The sequence below is a fragment of the Halomonas litopenaei genome (assembly GCF_003045775.1).
GTDB lineage: Bacteria > Pseudomonadota > Gammaproteobacteria > Pseudomonadales > Halomonadaceae > Halomonas > Halomonas litopenaei.
The window spans coordinates 1-492 of sequence record NZ_PXNS01000041.1; the positions used below are offsets into that span (position 1 = coordinate 1).

Annotated in this window: 1 protein-coding gene; it reads left to right on the forward strand. The window is 66.1% G+C overall.

The features are described from left to right. Window positions 1-492 (forward strand): hypothetical protein (locus C6W88_RS21780; RefSeq protein WP_197037176.1); only part of this gene is annotated, 492 nt, incomplete at both ends.

A 492-nucleotide genomic window follows, 5' to 3' on the forward strand; every position in this document is an offset into this window, starting at 1 on the left:
ACAGAACAGCACCGGCAATCCGTCGATCGGCTTCACCATCGCCACCGTCGACAGCGATGGCGACACCGCCACCGATAGCCATACCGTCACCATCACCGACGGCACCGGCCCGAGCGTTTCGGTCAACGGCAGCGATCCGGCCTCGACTCAGGCCAGCCTCGCGCTGGATGACGCCGAGACCGAAGGCGCCGCCTCGGATACCGATGTAGCCAGCCTGACCTTTACCGCCGGCAGCGACGCCATCACCTCGATCGCCTTTGGTGACACCGCCGACATCAGCGTCACCGGCCTGGATGGCGAACTGATCTGGAGCGTCAACAACGCCGGTGAGCTGGAAGGCCGTACTGAGACAGACGGCGACGCCGTCCTGACTCTGACCCTGAGTCCGGCGGTTGACGCGAATAACCCGATTGCCGCGGGCGAGGAGCAGGTCGTCACCGTGACCGCGACCCTGGCCGAGAGTCTGGCCCACGCGGTCGACGCCGATAGCCT